Raw genomic sequence first — 16364 nt, forward strand, 5'->3', positions numbered from 1 at the left:
CTGGGTCCACCACTGCGGCGGGGTGCCGACGCCGCTGGCTCCGGCGGGCCCGTTCCGGCCGCCCCGGTAAACGCCGACGAGGACGTCGTCGAAGCCGTCGCCGTCGAAGTCGTGGTTGCGGTCGTCGGCGCGAGTGGGAGGTTCCGGGCGGCTGCGGGGGTGCGCCGGACGGGGCCCGTGCCCGGTCCGTCGTCCTGTTGGACACCTGATGTCCCGTGACGGTTGGATCAGAACGAAGATCCCTTTTGTACAGGTGGGCCAAGGGGAGGGCGGGCCGTCCGTCGGTACCCTGATCGGGAGTTCCGCCCACGCAGCACCGCACCACACCGCACCGAGTCGAAGAGGCACCGACGTGACCGTGACACATCCGCTCCTGGACCTGGCCCCGCTGACCGCCGCGCAGTTCGCGTCGATCGAGCGGCGGGTGGCCGCGCTGCTCTCCACGGAGCAGGACGTGGTGATCACCCAGGGCGAGGCGCTGCTTCCTCTGGAGGGGTGCATCCGCAGCGGGGCGCGGGCCGGTTCGACCGCGCTGAACGTCGTCACCGGTCCGTACGGGCAGACCTTCGGCAACTGGCTGCGGGACTGCGGCGCGACCGTGGTCGACCTGGAGGTGCCCTTCCACACGGCGGTGACGGCCGCTCAGGTGGAGCGGGCGCTCGCCGAGCACCCGGAGATCGACTTCGTGTCGCTCGTGCACGCGGAGGCGGCGACCGGGAACACCAACCCGGTCGCGGAGATCGGCGAGGTCGTCCGGGCGCACGGCGCGCTGTTCTACCTGGACGCGGTGGCGTCGATCGGCGCGGAGCCGGTGCTGCCGGACGCGTGGGGCGTGGACATGTGCATCATCGGCGCGCAGAAGGCGATGGGCGGCCCGGCGGGCGTCTCGGCGGTCTCGGTGAGCGCGCGGGCCTGGGAGCGGTTCGCCGCGAACCCGGCCGCGCCCCGTCGCTCGTACCTCTCCCTCCTGGACTGGAAGGAGCGGTGGATCGACGGCGGCCGGAAGGCGCTGCTGCACGCTCCGGCGCAGCTGGAGATGCTCGCCCTTGAGGCCTGTGTGGAGCGGATCGAGTCGGAGGGGCTGGAGGCGCTGATGGCCCGGCACGCCTCGGCCGCGGCGGCGACCCGGGCGGGTGCGTCGGCGCTCGGCGGCGGCCTGGAGCCGTACGTGCGCGAGGCGAAGGACGCGGCCCCGGTCGCGACGACGCTGCGCGTGCCGGCCGGGGTGGACGCCTCGGAGCTGGTCGCGAAGGCCCTCTCCGCGGATCCGTCGCTGCCGCTGATCGCGGGCGGCGGGGCGCTGGCCAAGGAGATGATCCGGGTCAACCACTACGGGGTGGACGCGACTCCGGGGGCCGTGCAGTCCTCGCTCGCGGCGCTGGGCGCGGCACTCGGCGACACGGGCCGCCCGGTGGATCTGGAGGGCGCGCGGCGCGCGGTCACGGATGCCTGGAAGTAGGACGTACGGGCACGAGGGCGGGGTCCGGCGACCGGACCCCGCCCTTCGTCGTGCGTGGCACGGGCTACAGCGCGGGGTAGTCGGTGTAGCCGCGGTGGTCGCCGCCGAAGAAGGTCGCGTCGTCCGGGGTGTTGAACGGGCCGCCGGCCTTGAGCCGGGCGGGCAGGTCGGGGTTGGCGAGGAACAGCGCCCCGTACGCGACGAGGTCGGCGGTGCCGTCCTCGATCAGGGCCAGGGCGTCGGGCCCGGTCGGCCCCGACGCCCTGGCCGGGTTCAGGATGAAGGTTCCGGAGAACGCCTTGCGCAGGGCGAGGGTCAGCTCGCGGACCTCGGGCACGGGCTCCGTGACGTGGAGGTACGCGATGCCGATCGGGTCGATCGCCTCGACGAGGGCGGGGTAGACCTCGGCGGTGTCGGTCTCGGCGATGTCGTTGTAGGTGTTGGCCGGGGAGACGCGCAGGCCGGTGCGCTCGGGGCCGATCTCGGCGGCGACGGCCTTGACGACCTCGACGGCGAAGCGGATGCGGTTCTCGACCGGGCCGCCCCACTCGTCGGTGCGCAGGTTGGAGTTGGTGGAGAGGAACTGCTGGACCAGGTAGCCGTTGGCGCCGTGGATCTCGACGCCGTCGAAGCCGGCCTCCACCGCGTTGCGGGCGGCGGTGGCGAAGCCGGCGATCGTCTCCCGTACCTCGTCGGCGGTGAGTTCGCGCGGGGCGACGAAGTCGATGAGGCCGGAGCCGGCGAAGAGCTGACCGGCCGGGGCGACCGGGGAGGGGCCGACGGGGTGGCGGCCGTCGCCGAGGACCTGGGGGTGGCTGATCCGGCCGGCGTGCATCAGCTGGGCGAAGATCCGGCCGCCGCGCTCGTGGACGCCGTCGGTGACCTCGCGCCAGGCGGCGATCTGCTCGGCGCTGTGCAGGCCAGGGGTGTCGGGGTAGCCCTGACCGATGGCGGTCGGCTGGGCGCCCTCGGTGATGATGAGGCCGGCCGAGGCGCGCTGGGCGTAGTACTCGGCGACGAGCGCGGTGGGGGTACGACTCTCGCTCTCGGCCCGGCTCCGGGTCATGGGGGCCATGGCGATGCGGTTGGCGAGACGGGTGCCGGCGAGGTCGACGGGGTCGAAGGCAGTGGTCATGGCGGTTCCCTCACATCATTATGTGGTCGGCCAACTAATCGGGCCGTTGTCACTGTAACCCATTCATTGGCCGACCAAGGTAATCTTCTGGGAGAGCCGTCACGAGGAGCCCTGATGTCCGGAACCGACCCCGCCTGTACCGAGCCCCGCGCCGCGTCGCCCACCGGCGTGTGCGGCGAACCGCTGCCGGACGCCGCGCGCGGCGGGCCCGTCAGCCACACCCTGGCGCGGGTCGCCCGGATGCACCGGATCGCCATGGGGAGACGGCTGCGGGAGCTCGGCCTCTACCCGGGGCAGGAGCTGATGATGATGCGCCTGTGGGACTCCGGGCCGGTCCGCCAGTCGGAGCTGATCCAGTCCCTCGGGCTCGACCCGTCGACGGTGACGAAGATGCTCCAGCGCCTGGAGCAGTGCGGTTACGTCCGCCGCCGCCCGGACCCCGCCGACCGGCGCGCGGTCCTGGTGGAGGCGACGGACGAGGGCCTGGCGCTGCGCGCCGGGGTCGAGGGCGCCTGGAAGGGCCTGGAGGACCTGTCGCTCGGCGGGCTCGCCCCGGCCGACCGGGCGGAGCTGGCCCGCCTGCTCGGGCTCGTCGCGGACAACCTGTACGAGGAGGCGGGCGAGGAGGGCGACTGCCCGCCGCTGCCGAAGAGCTGCTGACGGCGGGGGCGGGGCGCCGGCGGGGGGCACCGCCGCGTCCTGTGGCGGGCCCCGTGGCGGGTCCCGCACCGGGCCCCCGCCGGACTCAGCCCGCCAGGACGTCCAGGACGCGGTCGACGTCCGCCACCGTGTTGTAGAGGTGGAACGAGGCCCGCAGGTTGCCCGCGCGGGCGGAGAGCAGCACGTCGGCGTCGCGCAGCGCGTCCGCCCGGTCGCCGAGGCCGGGGATCGCGACGACCGTCGAGTCGTCCATGACCGGCGCGTGGCCGAGCTCCACGAGTCCGGCGCGGAAGCGGGCCGCGAGCCCCTTGTCGTGGGCCTCGATACGGTCGATGCCGATCTCTTCGAGCAGCGCGAGCGAGCGGGCCGCCCCGTGGTACGAGAGGAAGGCCACGGGCTCGTCGAAGCGGCGCGCGGAGCGGGCCAGTTCGCGGACCGGGCCGTAGCTGTTCACCCACAGCTCCTCGCCCGTGACCCAGTTGGCGTGGATCGCGAGCAGCGAGTCCTGCGCCTCCTCGGTGACGGTGAGGAAGGACGCCCCGCGCGGGCAGAGCAGGTACTTGTAGCCACCGGTGACCGTGTAGTCCCACTCCCCCGCGTGCAGCGGCAGCCAGCCCGCCGACTGCGTGGCGTCCAGGAGCGTCCGGGCGCCGTGGGCGGCCGCCGCGGCCCGTACCGCCGCGAAGTCGGCCGTCCGGCCGTCCGCCGACTGCACGGCCGAGAAGGCGACGAGCGCCGTCTCGGGGCGGACGGACTCGGCGAGCCGCTCCAGGGGCACGAAGCGGGCCTTGAGGTCGCCGCGGATCGTGAACGGGGTGATGACGGAGGAGAAGTCGCCCTCGGGGAAGAGGATCTCGGAGCCCGCGGGCATCGACTGGGCGATCATCCCGCAGTGCACGGCGACGGAACTGCCGACGGAGACGCGCTCGTGCGGGACGTGGGCGAGCCGCGCGAAGGCCGCCCGGGCCTCGTCGACGATCGCGAAGCTGCCCGCGCCGTCGGAGCGGCCGTCGGCGGTCTCCTCGGCGAGGAGCGTGACGGCGTCGATCGTCCGGCGGGGCAGCAACCCGCAGGCGGAGGTGTTCAGATAGGTCTTCTTGGGCGCGAACTCGGCGCCGCCGAGCGACTGATGCAGGGAATCCATGCCCCCACCCTGGATTCCCCACGATCACCCGTCAATGGTGATTCGACCGTGGGGAATCTCCAAGACGCCCTTATCCGCGCAGGTCAGACCGGGTGCGCTGCACCGGTCAGGCCTGCGGGACCTCGCAGCCGTCCGGGCCGCAGGCATCAGTGCCGGCGTCGCCGCCGACCGGCTGGAGGGCACGGCCCTGCCAGGCCTGCTCCAGGGCCTGGGTGAAGACCTCGGCGGGCTGGCCGCCGGAGACGCCGTAGCGGCGGTCGAGGACGAAGAACGGCACGCTGTTGGCGCCGAGTTCGGCGGCCTCGCGCTCGTCCTCCCGTACCGCGTCGGCGTAGGCCGATTCGTCGGCGAGGACGGCCCGGACCTCGGCCTCGTCGAGACCGGCCTCCACGCCGAGCGTCGCCAGGGTCTCGGCGTCGAAGACGGAGCGCTCCTCGGCGAAGTTGGCGCGGTAGGCCAGGTCGAGCAGCTCGCTCTGCCGGCCGCGCGCCTTGGCGAGGTGGAGCAGCCGGTGGATGTCGAAGGTGTTGCCGTGGTCGCGGCCGTCGGTGCGGTAGCCGAGGCCCTCGGCGTGCGCGTTGTCGGCGACGTGCTGCTCCATGGCGCGGGCCTCGTCGACGGTCCGGCCGTACTTCTTCGCCAGCATCTCCAGGACCGGGCCGGTGTCGCCCTTGGCGCGGTGGGGGTCGAGCTCGAACGAGCGGTGCACGACCTCGACGTCGTCGCGGTGGGCGAAGGCGGCGAGGCCCTTCTCGAAGCGGGCCTTTCCGACATAGCACCAGGGGCAGGCGATGTCGGACCAAATCTCGACGCGCATGTGAGTTCTCTCCGAGGGATTGCGGTGCGGGCGTTCGTCGTCGGGAACGCCCCTGCCGGTCCTGTTCATTCCGTTTCCGGCGCGGGTGTGAGGCGGAGCACGAGGTGGTTGCCGGAGCGCGGAGAGACCGGATCGGGGGTCCAGCCGTGGGCCGCGTAGAAGGCCTGGGCGCGCTCGTTCTTCTCGAAGACCTCCAGGACGGCGGCGGTCACCCCGGCCGCCCGCCAGGCCTCGACGCAGGCCGCGTGGAGGGCGGCGCCGACGCCCCGGCGCCAGAGGGCGGGGGCCACGTGCAGCTGGCTGAGGAACATCACGCCGTCGCGCTCGCCGTAGGCGGCGATCCCGGCGACCTCCCCGTCGAGCTCGGCGCACAGCACGGCCCCGCGCTCGATCGCGCCCGCCCAGCCGGTCCGGGAGCGGGCGAGCTCGTCGGGGCCCGCGTAGGCGGACTCGGGGAGGTGGCCGCGGTAGTAGGTGGCCCGGGCTTCGGCGTGGAGCGCGGTGACGGCGTCGAGATCGGCGGCGGTCGCGTATCGGATCATGAACGTTCAGGACGCGGCGGCGCGCGCTCCGGTTCCGGGGAGCTCGGTCCGGGTGGCCAGGCGGCTGAAGGAGGCCCGGTACGCGCTCGGGGTGAGGCCGGTGCGCCGCAGCAGGTGCTGCCGGAGCGAGTCCGCCGTGCCGAGGCCGCTCGCGCGGGCCACCTGCTCCATGCCGAGGGAGGTGGCCTCCAGGAGTTCCTTGGCCCGCTCGACGCGCTGGTGGAGGAGCCATTGGAGCGGGCTGACCCCGGTCTCGGCGTGGAAGCGGCGCGAGAGGGTGCGGACGGAGGTCCCGGCGTGCCGGGCGAGGTCGGTGAGCGTGAGCGGTTCGTCGAGGCGCCCCATGGCCCACGCGCGCGTGTCGGCGAAGGAGATCCCGCGCTCGGGCGGCAGCGGGGTCTGGGTGAACTGGGTCTGCCCGCCGGGCCGTACGGGTGCGACGAGGGCGAGGCGGGCGACGGTGTTGGCGACGGCCGCGCCGTGGTCGGTGCGGATGACGTGGAGGCAGAGGTCGATGCCCGCCGCGTATCCGGAGGAGGTCAGGAGGGGGCCGTCCTGGACGAAGAGGACGTCGTCCTGGAGGTCGACGGCCGGGTGCCGCTCGGCGAGCAGCTCCCGGTACGCCCAGTACGTCGTCGCCGCCCGGCCGTCGAGCAGGCCGGCCTCGGCGAGCGCGAAGGCGCCGGTGCAGATGGAGGCGATCCGCTTGCCCGCGGCGGCGGCACGGCGCAGCGCGTCGAGGATGCGGGGGTCGGGGTCCGTGTACGAGCCGCTGCCCGCGAGGACCACGGTGTCGGCGGCGTCCACGGCGTCGAGGCCGTGCGGCACGAGCAGGTCGAGGCCCCCGGTGGTGGCGACGGGACCGGGGTCGGGGGCGCAGATGACCGTCTCGTACCCGGGCCGGCCGTCGATCTCGACCTTCCCGAAGAGCATCTCGGGAATGGCCAGGTTGAACAGGGAGACGGGCGGGGCGGCGATGACGGCGACGCGCTGGGCACGCGGGACGGCGCGCGTGATCGGCATGGCCAGAACCTCCGGGCATATGGCATTCGGGCCACTACTCTACGTCCGCGCCGGTCACGAAGGTGGGGACATGTCATCGACCGACCTCACCGAAGCCCCCGCCGCCCGTCCCGACGCCCCTGACGGAACGCCTCCCTCCCCCGGTCCGGCGCTGGCCACCGCGACGCTCGGTTTCGCCCTCATCACCCTCGACACGTCGGTGGTCAACGTCGCCCTGCCCGCGATCGGCGCCGACCTGGGCACGGACATGACCGGTCTCCAGTGGGTGGTCGACGCGTACACGCTGGTGTTCGCCGCGCTCCTGCTGTCCAGCGGGGCGCTCGCCGACCGGTTCGGGGCGGCCCGGGCGTACGGGGTCGGGGTCGTCGTCTTCACCCTCGCCTCGGCCGCCTGCGGTCTGGCCCCCGGCCTCCCCTCGCTGCTCGCCGCCCGGGCGGTGCAGGGCGCGGCGGCGGCCGTGATGCTGCCGGCCTCGCTCGCCCTGGTGCGCGAGGCGTACGGCGATCCGGGGCGGCGGGCGCGGGCGGTGTCGCTGTGGGCGGCGGGCGGGACGGTCGCGGTGGCGCTCGGCCCCGTCGTGGGCGGGGCCCTGACGACGGCCTGGAGCTGGCGCGGGATCTTCTTCGTCAACCTGCCGCTCGGGCTCCTCGCGCTCGCGCTGCTGACCCGGGTGGCGCGCTCGGAGCGGCGGCCCGCGCCGCTCGACCTGCCGGGGCAGCTGACGGCGACGGCGGCGGTCGGCGCGCTGACCTTCGCGGCCATCGAGGGCGGTACGGAGGGCCGGTGGGCGCTGGGGGTCGCGGGGGTCGCCCTGGCCGCCTTCCTGCTGATCGAGGCGCGGCGGCGCCATCCGATGGTGCCGCTGGGGCTCTTCCGGAACACGACGGTGGCGGTGGCGGTGACGGCGGGCGCGGCGAACAGCGTGGCCTTCTACGGGATGATCTTCGTCTTCAGTCTCTTCTTCCAGCAGGTGCTCGGCCTCTCGGCGCTGGGCGCGGGGCTGATGTTCCTGCCGATGACGGGACTGCTCGCCGGGGTGAACCTCCTGTCGGCGAAGGCCGCGGCCCGGTACGGGGCGAGGCTGCCGATCGTGGTGGGCCAGGCGGTCGCGGTGGCCGGCCTGCTCGGCCTGCTCACCGTGGACGCGGATTCCTCCCTGCCCGCGCAGGCCCTGCTGCTCGTGCCGCTGGCGCTGGGTGCGGGCTTCTCGCTGCCGCCGCTGATCGCCTCGATGATGGAGGCGGTGCCTGCGGAACGCGCGGGCACGGCGGCGGGCCTGCTCAACGCGATCCGCCAGACGGCGGGCGCGCTCGCGATCGCGGTCTTCGGCTCGCTGGCGGCCCACGACATGGCCGGCATGGAGACGGCGCTCCGGACGAGCCTGCTGATCAGCGCGGGTCTGCTGGCCCTGACGACCCTGGCCTCGCTGCGCCTGCCGGGCCGCCGGAGCCGCTGAGCGGGATCAGGCGCCCTTGCGGTACTGGCCCGGCGCCACCCCGTACTCCCGCTTGAAGGCCTTGGCGAAGGCGAACTCCGAGGAGTAGCCGGAGCGTTCGGCCACCGCGCGGAGCGGGAGGTCGTCCGTGCGCAGGAGGCGGCCCGCCGTCGTCATGCGCCACCACGTGAGGTACGCGAGCGGGGACCGGCCGACGAGGGCGGTGAAGCGGCGGGCGAAGGCCGCGCGGGAGAGGCCGCCGAGGGCGCCGAGTTCCTCGACCGTCCAGGCTCTGGCCGGATCGTCGTGGAGGGCCCGGAGGGCTCCGGCGACCACCGGGTCGCTCAGGGCGGCCGACCAGCCGACGGACCGGTCGCCGCACTCGGCGAGCCACCAGGTGCGCAGCAGGTAGAGGAGCAGGGTGTCGAGCAGCGCGGGCACGATCGCGTCGGATCCCGGCTGGGGTTCGGCGAGTTCGGCGCCGAGCAGGTCGACGGCGGCCCGCAGCCGGGGGTGGGCGCCGACCCGGGCGGGGAGGTGGACGTACGGGGGCAGCTCGGTGAGGAGCGGATGCGCGCGGGCCCGGCTGAGCTGGTAGGCGCCGCAGAGGAGCAGGGTCTCCTCGGCGCCGACGGGCCCCCGGTCGGGCACGGTGGGCCAGGAGCCGTCGGCGGCCGGCAGGGCGTCGACGAGCGGGGTGTCGGGCCGGTCCGCGAGGCCGTGGCCGGTGCCGTGGGCGAGCAGGACGACGTCACCGGGGCCGAGCCTGACGGGGGCGGCGTCGTCCGGGGGCAGGAGCCAGGCGGCACCCTGGAGGACGACGTGGAATCCGGCGCCCCTGCTCGGGGAGAAGCGGAAGCCCCAGGGCGCGAAGCGGACCGTGCGGGAGGAGTGGGGCCGCCCGGTGCGCATGGCGGCGATGGCATCGCTCAGTACGTCCATCCCGGCACCGTACTCCTCGTCGAGGGCGGCGAGACGATCGGATATGACCAGGAGTCAAAGAGATATGGATCGTCTTGCCGAGCCCCCCTACGGTCGAGGCATGACGACGACAACCGACAGGACGACCAAGGCGGTTCTCTTCCACGAGATCGGCGGCCCCGAGGTGCTGACGGTGGAGGAGGTGGCGCTGCCCGACCCCGGGCCCGGGGAGGTGCTCGTACGGGTCGAGGCGATCGGACTCAACCGCGCCGAGGTGCTGTTCCGCGCGGGCACCTACTACTACCCGGCGACGCTGCCCGGTTCGCGGCTCGGCTACGAGGCGGCCGGCGTGGTGGAGGCGGTCGGCGCGGGCGTCACCGCCTACGCCCCGGGCGATCCGGTGATGGCGGCGGCGAACTTCGACTTCGGGATCCACGGCGTGTACGCGGAGCGGGTGGTACTGCCGGAGGAGTACGTGGTGGCCCGGCCCGAGGGGGTGGACGCCGTGACGGGGGCGGCGGTCTGGCTGACGTACTTCACCGCGTACGGCGGGATGGTCCTGACCGGCGGGCTGCGCCCCGGCGACCACGTGGTGATCACGGGCGCGTCGAGCGGGGTGGGGACGGCCGCGATCCAGACGGCGCTGCGGGTCGGCGCGGTGCCGATCGCCACCACGCGCGGCGAGGCCAAGCGGAAGCGGCTCCTGGAGCTCGGGGCCGCGCACGTGATCACGACGGAGGCCAAGGACGCCGATGCCGTGGTGGAGGAGGTGCGGCGGATCACGGGTGGGGCCGGCGCGGACCTGGCGTTCGACGCGATCGGCGGGCCCGGTTTCGCCCGGCTCGGGGACGCGCTGCGGCCCGGCGGCACCGCCGTGCTGTACGGCTGGCTGGACCCGCGGCCGGCCGAGCTGTCGATGAACTGGCCGATCACCACGCACGGATACGCCAACGGCGCGCTCGCCGGGACCGAGGAGGGGCGGCGGCGCGCGGCCGGGTTCATCGGCTCGGGGCTGCGGGACGGCTCCCTGGCGCCGGTGATCGCCGAGACCTTCGAGGGTCTGGAGCGGATCACCGACGCCCATCGACTGATGGAGTCCGACACGCACACCGGGAAGATCGTGGTGCGCGTGCGGCACTGAAGGTCAACGCCTCGGCAGGTCCAGCGGGTTGCCGTCCCGGAGCTCCGGCGGGAGCAGGTGGTCCGGGGTCGACTGGTAGGTGACCGGGCGGAGCCAGCGCTCGATCGCGGTCGCGCCGACCGAGGTGCTGGTGGAGGTGGTGGCCGGGTAGGGGCCGCCGTGGTGCTGCGCGGCGGCGACGGCGACCCCGGTGGGCCAGCCGTTGACGAGGACGCGGCCCGCGAGCGGGGTGAGTTCGGCGAGGAGCGGAGCCGCGGCCTCGTCCTCCTCGGCGATGTGCAGGGTGGCGGTGAGGTTGCCCGGCAGCAGGCCGAGGACGGCGGTGACCTCCTCGCGGGAGGAGTAGCGGGCGACGACGGTGACGGGTCCGAAGCACTCCTCCAGGAGGAGGTGGTGGTCGCCGCCGGTGAGCCGGTCGGCGTCGACGGCGAGGACGCCGGCGCTGACCGTGTGCTCGCCGCCCGCGCCCGGGGTGACGGGGGTCCGTACCCCGTCGAGCGCGCCGCGCTCGGCGACCCCGGTGACGAAGGCGTCCCGCATGCGGTGGTCGAGCATCACGGCCGGTTCGGTCTCGCTGACCCCGGCGGTGAGCGCGGCGAGGAAGCGGTCGCCCGCGTCACCCCGGGGGGCCAGGACGAATCCGGGCTTGGTGCAGAACTGGCCCGCGCCCAGGGTCATGGAGCCGGCCAGGCCGGCCCCGATCTCCTCGGGGCGCTCCTCGGCGGCGGCCGGGGTGATCACGACCGGGTTGAGGGAGCCGAGTTCGCCGTGGAAGGGGATGGGTACGGGCCGGGCGGCGGCGGCGTCGAAGAGCGCCCGTCCGCCGCGTACCGAACCGGTGAAGCCCGCCGCCGCGACGAGCGGGTGGCGGACGAGCTCCACGCCCGCGTCGAAGCCGTGGACGAGGACGACGACGTCCTCGGGCAGGCCCTCCTTGGCCGCGGCCCGGCGCAGCAGGGCGGCGCAGAGCTCGGCGGTGGCCGGGTGGTCGGGGTGGGCCTTGACCACCACGGGGCAGCCGGCGGCGAGGGCGCTCGCGGTGTCGCCGCCGGGGACCGAGAAGGCGAGCGGGAAGTTGCTGGCCGCGTAGACGGCGACGACGCCGAGCGGGATCTTCCAGCGGCGCATGTCGGACCGGGGCGGGGTGGCGTCCGGGTCGGGGAGGTCGATCCGGATGTCGAGGAAGGACCCCTCCGTGACGACGTCGGCGAAGCCCCGCAACTGGGCGGTGGTCCGGGCGAGTTCGCCGGTGAGGCGGACCGGCCCGAGGGCGGTCTCGGCGTCGGCGGCCTCGATGACGTGCTCGCGCGCCTCGTCGAGGAGGTCGGCGGCCGTACGGAGGAAGGCGGCCCGCACCGCGCGGTCGGCGAGCGCGTCCCGGGCGCCGTGCGCGGCCCGGACGGCCCGGTCGACCTCCTCCGCTGTGGCCTCCACCGCAACCTGCTCGCGCGGCTTCCCCGTCCGGGGGTCCACACTCCACACTGGTTCTGCCGCCACAGCCACGCCCCTGTTCGCTATTCTGAACGCTGTTCCCGTAGATGAACGCGTCTGCGAGGGACTCTATTGACGGCCCGGCCGTCTCCACAAGGGGCCGCTCGGCCAGGAGGCCGGGGCGGGCCGGGGCGATCGCCGGGACGACCGGACAACGGAAAAAGGGGCGAGGGTCATGGCGACTGCCGACGCGGGTGGGGCACAGGTGAAGTCCGCGGTGCGGACCGTGGAGCTGCTGGAGTACTTCGCCGGGCGCCCCGGGATGCACTCGCTCGCCGCCGTCCAGGAGGCCGTCGGCTACCCCAAGTCCAGCCTGTACATGCTGCTGCGCACCCTGGTCGAGCTGGGCTGGGTGGAGACGGACGCCACCGGCACGCGGTACGGCATCGGGGTGCGGGCGCTGCTCGTCGGCACCTCGTACATCGACGGCGACGAGGTCGTCACCGCCGCCCGGCCGACGCTGGACCGGCTCTCCGACGACACCACCGAGACCATCCACCTCGCGCGGCTCGACGGCACCAACGTGGTCTACCTGGCGACGCGCCAGTCCCAGCACTACCTGCGGCCGTTCACCCGGGTCGGGCGCCGGCTGCCCGCGCACTCGACCTCGCTCGGCAAGGCGCTGCTCGCCACCCACACCGACGAGCAGGTGCGCAAGCTGCTCCCGGAGACCCTGCCGGCGCTGACCGAGCACACGATCACCGACCGCGAGGAGCTCATCGAGGAGCTGCACGTCATCCGCGAGCAGGGCTTCTCGGTGGACCGCGAGGAGAACACCCTCGGGCTGCGCTGCTTCGGGATCGCGATCCCCTACCGGACCCCGGCGCGGGACGCGATCAGCTGCTCGGTGCCGGTGGCGCGGCTCACCCCGGCCCACGAGCAGATGATCAAGGACGCGCTCTTCGACGCGCGGGACCGGCTGACGCTGGCGACCCGCCGCCTCTGATCGGCGATCAGCCGCGCTCGGCGAGGGCCTTCTGCCAGACCGGGCTGTCCACGTAGTGGTTGTCGTACTGCTCCGAGGACGCCTTGATCTCCTCGAAGCTCGCCTCGCCGCGCATGACCCGGCCGAGGAGGCGCAGGTAGTCGAAGCGGGCCATGCCGGGCGTGAAGGCGAAGAGGACGTCGGCCTCGGCGCCGGGCGCCGCCGCGAAGGCGTGCGGGGTGTGCGGCGGGACGAGGAGGAAGTCGCCCTGCTCCAGGACGGTCAGCTCCTCGCCGACGAGGACCTGGAGCGAGCCGCCGAGGACGAAGAACATCTCCGAGGCCTTGGTGTGGAAGTGCGCCGGGGCGCCGACCGCGCCCTTCGCGAACGAGGAGCGGTAGCTCGTGAGCTGCCCGCCGGTGGTGTCGGAGTCGGCGAGGAGCGTCATCACGCTGCTCGGGTCGGCGGTGGTCTCGGCGGTGGCGGCACGGGTCAGGAGCGGGGCGAAGGTCGCGTTCTCGTTCATGATCACTACTCTAGGGGCCATTGACCCGGGGGAAGGGGTCAATCGATCATCAGAATCATGGGTCAATTCCACCTCCCCCAGATGGGGCGAGGTGGGGCGGGGCGGAGGGCTTCTCCCCCGCGCGGCGGAGACGGTTCACCACACGGCAGGACGTGGCACCGGCACCCCGCGCGGGAGCGTGGAGCCATGACACCGACCGCACACCGGCTCGCCCCGGCGCCCTCCGCCGCGCACCACCCCTCCCTCCTCCGCCGGGTGCTGCGCGCCCTCGCGATCGCCGCCTGCCTCCCGTACATCTCGCTCAAGATCGTCTGGGTGGCGGGCGGCGAGATCGGCATCCCGGCCGGGAGCGTGCTCCTGGAGCAGCGGACGCTGCTCGCCGTCGCCAACTCGATCTCGGTCCTCGCCGACGCCGCCGTCGTCGTCCTCGCCCTGCTGCTCACCCAGGCGTGGGGCCTTCGGGTACGGGCTTGGCTGCTCGCCTTCCCGATGTGGGCGGCGACCGGGCTCCTCGCCCCGATCGTGGCCGGGTACCCGGCGCAGCTCGCGGTCGCCCTCCTCAGTGGTGACGAACGGGCCGCCGCCCCCAGCGAACCCTTCCTGGACGGGTGGGTCTTCGCCGTCGTCTACGGCGGCTTCATCCTCCAGGGCCTCACCCTCGGCACCCTCTTCGTCCTCTACGCGCGGGACCGCTGGGGCCACGTCCGGCGCGGCGGCCGGCTCGGCGAGCTGTCCGCCCGTACGTCCGGGCCCGGCGTGCGGGCCGCCGCCCTGGCCGGCGCGGTGGCCTCGCTCGTCCCCGCGACGGTCCAGCTGATCTGGCTCTCCGGCTCGGCCAGGGGGCTCTCCGCCCAGCGGGCCGCCGAACGGGACACCGACTTCTACGTCCTGAGCGCCATCCATCTCGCCTTCCTCGTCACCGCCGTCGTCTTCACCCTCCTCCTCGTCCTGCGGCGGCCCGCGCGCCTCGGGGTGCGGCCCGTCCTCGCCCTGGCCTGGGTCTCCACCGGCACGGCGGGCTGCTGGGGCGCGTACATGTCGCTGGTCGCGCTCATGCCGGAGACCGATCCCGCCAAGCAGGTCACGGGACTCGCACAGCTGTCCTACGCTGGCGAGATGATCACCGGGTTCCTGCTGGCCGCGTGCGTGGCCGTCTTCCTGCGGCGGCGGAGCGCCGAGGCGTGAGGCGGTGCGCGGTCGCCCTGTTCGGGCAGCGGGCCAGGCTGCGCTGGGTCCATCTGATCCTGGGCGGCGCCCTGTTCATGCCGTACTGGCTGGTCGGCACCATCGTCCTGGGGGCCTTCCTCGACTCCCCGGGGATGTTCGGGGGCAGTCTCGCCGTGCAGTTCGGGGCGTACGCGGTGGGGCTGCCGCTCGCCGCGGTCACCGCGCTCTTCCCGCCGGCCCGGCCGATGTCGGTGGCGGTGGCGCGGATGCTCTGCGGGGTGCCGGCGGACCGGCTGGCTGACGGCCCGGCCCGCGGCCGGGACGCGAAGGCCCGGACGGCCGGCTGGTTCACGCTGCACGTGGGCGCGGGGGCGCTGATCAGCGGGGCGTCCCTGGCCCTGCCGCCGTTCGCGGTGTCGGTGACGGCGCTGCCGTTCTCGCCGGCCCTGCGGGATTCGGAGATCGGCCGGTACTGGGGGCTCGACCAGGACTGGTGGGTCTGGGCGGCGCTCCCGGCCGGCCTGCTGATGCTGCTCGCGCTCGCCGCCGGCGCCGCCGCGACCGGAGCCCTGCTCGCCGGGCAGGCGCCCCGGCTGCTCGGGCCGAGCCCGGCGGACCGGCTCGCGGCGGCGGAGCGGCGCGCGGCGGAGGCGGAGTCGCGCAACCGGCTCGCCCGCGAGCTGCACGACTCGGTCGGCCACGCCCTGAGCGCGGTCACCCTCCAGGCGGGCGCGGCGCGCCGGGTCCTCGGCACGGGTGACGCGGCCGACCTGGAGTTCGTCCGGGAGGCGCTGACCGCGATCGAGGAGACCACCCGGCGCACGGTCGGGGAGCTGGACTGGGTCCTCGGTCTGCTGCGGCGCGGCGAGGAAGCCGGGGAGGGAGCGGGCCCGGGACCGGCGCTCGACGCCCTGGGGGCCCTCGTGCGCGGCGCCGGACCGCGCGTGGCGCTGACGGTGAGCGGGGACCTCGCCCCCGTACCGGAGGCGCTGTCGCGGGAGGCGTACCGGATCGTCCAGGAAGGGCTGACGAACGCGGCCCGGCACGCGGGTGGCACGCCCGTCACCGTACGGCTCGACGCCCGTACCGAAGAGTTGGAGATCACCATGGAGAACCCCCTGCCCGAGCGGCCCCCGGTCGCCCGACCGCACGGCGGGCTGGGCCTGCGGGGCGTCGGCGAGCGGGCCCGGCTGCTCGGCGGCACCGCCGAGGCGGGCCCGGTGGACGGCGTGTGGCGCCTCGCGGTGAGGATCCCCCGGTGAGCGCGACGGTGCGAGTGGTGCTCGCCGACGACGAGCGCATGGTGCGGACGGCCCTGCGGGTCATCCTGGACGCGGAGCCCGACCTGGAGGTCGTCGGCGAGGCCTCCACGGGCGCCGAGGCGGTGTCGGTGGTGCGGGCGACGCGCCCGGACGTCGTGCTGATGGACGTGCGGATGCCGGAGATCGACGGGATCCGGGCCACCGAGCAGATCCTCGGCGGGATGGCGGAGCCGCCCCGGATCGTGGTCGTGACCACCTTCGAGAACGACTCCTACGTGTACGACGCGCTGCGCGTCGGCGCGGCCGGATTCCTGCTGAAGCGGGCGGCGGCGGAGGACCTCGTGGGTGCGGTCCGGCTGGTCGCCCGGAGCGACTCGCTGCTCTACCCGGCGGCGGTACGGGGCCTGGCCGCCGAGCACGCCCGGCGCGCTCCGGCGCCGCCGCCCTGGGTGGCACGGCTCACCGAGCGGGAGGCGGAGGTGCTGCGGCAGGTGGCGACGGGCGCGACGAACGCCGAGATCGCCGAACGGATCGGCGTCGGCCCCGCGACGGTCAAGTCGCATGTGGCGGCGGTCCTGGCGAAGCTGGGCGCCCGGGACCGGACGCAGGCGGTGATCCTGGCGTACGAGTCGGGGTTCGTGCGGGCGGGGTGAGGACGAGCCGGTCGCCGGGCCCGCCGAGACGGGGGTTCGCCGAGGCGAAGGTTCACCGAGCCG

Annotated in this window: 16 protein-coding genes; 8 read left to right on the forward strand and 8 right to left on the reverse strand. The window is 74.5% G+C overall.

The window, feature by feature from the left end; translation table 11 throughout:
• Window positions 1–358: 358 nt before the first annotated feature.
• On the forward strand, window positions 359–1459 hold the full coding sequence (locus ACFWWU_RS12605; RefSeq protein ID WP_384143915.1) for a pyridoxal-phosphate-dependent aminotransferase family protein: 1101 nt from the start codon (window positions 359–361) through the stop codon (window positions 1457–1459).
• Between the two features lie 64 nt (window positions 1460–1523).
• Here the strand turns inward: ACFWWU_RS12605 and ACFWWU_RS12610 are convergent, their stop codons facing one another.
• Entirely contained in the window at window positions 1524–2594 is a 1071-nt protein-coding gene (locus ACFWWU_RS12610; protein WP_384143123.1) for an alkene reductase, read from the reverse strand.
• A gap of 114 nt (window positions 2595–2708) precedes the next feature.
• Here ACFWWU_RS12610 and ACFWWU_RS12615 point away from each other — a divergent pair, with 114 nt between their 5' ends.
• Window positions 2709–3254: a MarR family winged helix-turn-helix transcriptional regulator gene (locus ACFWWU_RS12615; RefSeq protein ID WP_384143126.1), complete on the forward strand. Its 546-nt coding sequence runs from the start codon at window positions 2709–2711 to the stop codon at window positions 3252–3254.
• A gap of 85 nt (window positions 3255–3339) precedes the next feature.
• Here ACFWWU_RS12615 and ACFWWU_RS12620 read toward each other — a convergent pair whose 3' ends face one another.
• From ACFWWU_RS12620 to ACFWWU_RS12635, 4 genes are all read right to left on the reverse strand, one after another.
• A complete protein-coding gene (locus ACFWWU_RS12620; RefSeq protein WP_384143128.1) occupies window positions 3340–4398 on the reverse strand; it encodes an aminotransferase class V-fold PLP-dependent enzyme in 1059 nt (352 codons plus the stop codon).
• Window positions 4399–4504: 106 nt separating this feature from the next.
• Window positions 4505–5215 carry a DsbA family oxidoreductase gene (locus ACFWWU_RS12625; protein ID WP_384143131.1) on the reverse strand — a complete coding sequence of 237 codons (711 nt, stop codon included), beginning with the start codon at window positions 5213–5215 and terminating at the stop codon, window positions 4505–4507.
• A 65-nt stretch (window positions 5216–5280) separates the two neighbouring features.
• Window positions 5281–5757 (reverse strand): GNAT family N-acetyltransferase, encoded by a 477-nt coding sequence (locus ACFWWU_RS12630; protein ID WP_384143134.1) that lies wholly within the window; start codon window positions 5755–5757, stop codon window positions 5281–5283.
• A 6-nt stretch (window positions 5758–5763) separates the two neighbouring features.
• Entirely contained in the window at window positions 5764–6780 is a 1017-nt protein-coding gene (locus ACFWWU_RS12635; RefSeq protein ID WP_384143137.1) for a GlxA family transcriptional regulator, read from the reverse strand.
• A 70-nt stretch (window positions 6781–6850) separates the two neighbouring features.
• Here ACFWWU_RS12635 and ACFWWU_RS12640 point away from each other — a divergent pair, with 70 nt between their 5' ends.
• A complete protein-coding gene (locus ACFWWU_RS12640) occupies window positions 6851–8236 on the forward strand; it encodes an MFS transporter (protein ID WP_384143140.1) in 1386 nt (461 codons plus the stop codon).
• Window positions 8237–8242: 6 nt separating this feature from the next.
• On the opposite strand, the gene ACFWWU_RS12645 is transcribed toward ACFWWU_RS12640, so the two are convergent.
• Complete coding sequence (locus ACFWWU_RS12645) at window positions 8243–9157, reverse strand: AraC family transcriptional regulator (protein ID WP_384143143.1); 915 nt, start codon at window positions 9155–9157, stop codon at window positions 8243–8245.
• 100 nt (window positions 9158–9257) lie between these two features.
• Between ACFWWU_RS12645 and ACFWWU_RS12650 the strand changes: the two genes are divergently transcribed.
• Window positions 9258–10277, forward strand: coding sequence for a zinc-dependent alcohol dehydrogenase family protein (locus ACFWWU_RS12650; RefSeq protein ID WP_384143146.1), 1020 nt, complete (start codon window positions 9258–9260; stop codon window positions 10275–10277).
• A gap of 3 nt (window positions 10278–10280) precedes the next feature.
• Here the strand turns inward: ACFWWU_RS12650 and ACFWWU_RS12655 are convergent, their stop codons facing one another.
• Window positions 10281–11774: an aldehyde dehydrogenase (NADP(+)) gene (locus ACFWWU_RS12655; protein ID WP_384143149.1), complete on the reverse strand. Its 1494-nt coding sequence runs from the start codon at window positions 11772–11774 to the stop codon at window positions 10281–10283.
• A 169-nt stretch (window positions 11775–11943) separates the two neighbouring features.
• Between ACFWWU_RS12655 and ACFWWU_RS12660 the strand changes: the two genes are divergently transcribed.
• A complete protein-coding gene (locus ACFWWU_RS12660) occupies window positions 11944–12714 on the forward strand; it encodes an IclR family transcriptional regulator (RefSeq protein ID WP_384143152.1) in 771 nt (256 codons plus the stop codon).
• Window positions 12715–12721: 7 nt separating this feature from the next.
• Here ACFWWU_RS12660 and ACFWWU_RS12665 read toward each other — a convergent pair whose 3' ends face one another.
• The gene (locus ACFWWU_RS12665) at window positions 12722–13219 is read right to left on the reverse strand and encodes a cupin domain-containing protein (protein WP_267042929.1); all 498 of its coding nucleotides are present in this window, start codon (window positions 13217–13219) and stop codon (window positions 12722–12724) included.
• A 186-nt stretch (window positions 13220–13405) separates the two neighbouring features.
• Here ACFWWU_RS12665 and ACFWWU_RS12670 point away from each other — a divergent pair, with 186 nt between their 5' ends.
• From ACFWWU_RS12670 to ACFWWU_RS12680, 3 genes are read left to right on the forward strand one after another with little or no spacing between them, the layout of a single operon-like run.
• Complete coding sequence (locus ACFWWU_RS12670) at window positions 13406–14404, forward strand: hypothetical protein (RefSeq protein WP_384143155.1); 999 nt, start codon at window positions 13406–13408, stop codon at window positions 14402–14404.
• On the forward strand, window positions 14401–15648 hold the full coding sequence (locus ACFWWU_RS12675; RefSeq protein ID WP_384143158.1) for a sensor histidine kinase: 1248 nt from the start codon (window positions 14401–14403) through the stop codon (window positions 15646–15648). Before ACFWWU_RS12670 ends, ACFWWU_RS12675 begins: the two co-directional genes overlap by 4 nt.
• 8 nt (window positions 15649–15656) lie before the next feature.
• Window positions 15657–16301, forward strand: coding sequence for a response regulator (locus tag ACFWWU_RS12680; RefSeq protein ID WP_384143918.1), 645 nt, complete (start codon window positions 15657–15659; stop codon window positions 16299–16301).
• The last annotated feature ends 63 nt before the right edge of the window (window positions 16302–16364 follow it).

The organism is Streptomyces sp. NPDC058650 (assembly GCF_042717315.1).
In the GTDB taxonomy this organism is placed as follows: Bacteria; Actinomycetota; Actinomycetes; order Streptomycetales; family Streptomycetaceae; genus Streptomyces.

Coding starts and splice junctions, on each gene's coding strand:
- ACFWWU_RS12610 (WP_384143123.1), bottom strand. CDS start 2,594: ATGACCACTGCCTTCGACCCCGTCGACCTCGCCGGCACCCGTCTCGCC.
- ACFWWU_RS12615 (WP_384143126.1), top strand. CDS start 2,709: ATGTCCGGAACCGACCCCGCCTGTACCGAGCCCCGCGCCGCGTCGCCC.
- ACFWWU_RS12620 (WP_384143128.1), bottom strand. CDS start 4,398: ATGGATTCCCTGCATCAGTCGCTCGGCGGCGCCGAGTTCGCGCCCAAG.
- ACFWWU_RS12625 (WP_384143131.1), bottom strand. CDS start 5,215: ATGCGCGTCGAGATTTGGTCCGACATCGCCTGCCCCTGGTGCTATGTC.
- ACFWWU_RS12630 (WP_384143134.1), bottom strand. CDS start 5,757: ATGATCCGATACGCGACCGCCGCCGATCTCGACGCCGTCACCGCGCTC.
- ACFWWU_RS12635 (WP_384143137.1), bottom strand. CDS start 6,780: ATGCCGATCACGCGCGCCGTCCCGCGTGCCCAGCGCGTCGCCGTCATC.
- ACFWWU_RS12640 (WP_384143140.1), top strand. CDS start 6,851: ATGTCATCGACCGACCTCACCGAAGCCCCCGCCGCCCGTCCCGACGCC.
- ACFWWU_RS12645 (WP_384143143.1), bottom strand. CDS start 9,157: ATGGACGTACTGAGCGATGCCATCGCCGCCATGCGCACCGGGCGGCCC.
- ACFWWU_RS12650 (WP_384143146.1), top strand. CDS start 9,258: ATGACGACGACAACCGACAGGACGACCAAGGCGGTTCTCTTCCACGAG.
- ACFWWU_RS12660 (WP_384143152.1), top strand. CDS start 11,944: ATGGCGACTGCCGACGCGGGTGGGGCACAGGTGAAGTCCGCGGTGCGG.
- ACFWWU_RS12665 (WP_267042929.1), bottom strand. CDS start 13,219: ATGAACGAGAACGCGACCTTCGCCCCGCTCCTGACCCGTGCCGCCACC.
- ACFWWU_RS12670 (WP_384143155.1), top strand. CDS start 13,406: ATGACACCGACCGCACACCGGCTCGCCCCGGCGCCCTCCGCCGCGCAC.